Source organism: Paenibacillus forsythiae T98 (assembly GCF_000520735.1).
Lineage (GTDB): Bacteria > Bacillota > Bacilli > Paenibacillales > Paenibacillaceae > Paenibacillus_AQ > Paenibacillus_AQ forsythiae.
Genome location: NZ_ASSC01000449.1, coordinates 1 through 600, shown reverse-complemented (window position 1 = coordinate 600; position 600 = coordinate 1). Strand labels below are relative to the sequence as shown.

1 protein-coding gene and 1 pseudogene are annotated in these 600 nt (G+C 65.2%); both read left to right on the top strand.

Annotation, left to right across the window (positions count from 1 at the left end):
- Positions 1-293: pseudogene (locus L692_RS32770) on the top strand (glycosyl transferase); the annotation flags it as partial.
- Between the two features lie 7 nt (positions 294-300).
- Positions 301-600, top strand: a 300-nt coding sequence (locus L692_RS28860; RefSeq protein ID WP_036723746.1) for a hypothetical protein, incomplete at its 3' end; no start/stop codon positions are given.

Here is a 600-nt window from a genome sequence, read left to right as displayed (position 1 = left end):
CGGCGGTTCCGCACGCGCTGAGCCGCAAGGCGCTGAATATACTCGGCAGCGGGCTGTTGTCGTCGCCTCCGGCGGCGCAGTCCAAGGCGGTTATGGAAGGACTAAGGGTGGAAGCGGCGCATAAGGTGCCTGTTGGCCGAATGAATGTCATTCGCCCCAAAGCGGACGGAACAGACCCTTTGCAGCACATTGTCGTGGCAGACCATCTCCGGGCGGTTTCCCTGGTATTGGAGCACCGGGGCGGTAGAGCGGGCTTCGGCGACGGAAGACGGCGGAGGGAGATGGTAAGGTGACAGACTCATGAGAATTGGTGTGCATCCGAAGCCTGCGGGCAGATCCACAGGTTCCTCTTCCCGCCGGGGGAACGCCCTCCCGGGACCCGCGAAGCCGCGAAAGCTTCGGGGCGGAAAGGGAATGAAGCTCGCCGGAGCTTTGAAATCGCGGCGAATCTCGGCAACAACCGCCCGGGGGACGGGTGTGACGGCGGCCGGAAGAGCAGCTGGCAAATCCTCGGGAGGCCGCTCCGGAAGGGCCTCCCTCCATCCCGCCTCAAGAGTCGCCCGCAAGTCGTTATGGACGCCCCCGGCGCTGCGCGGAAGG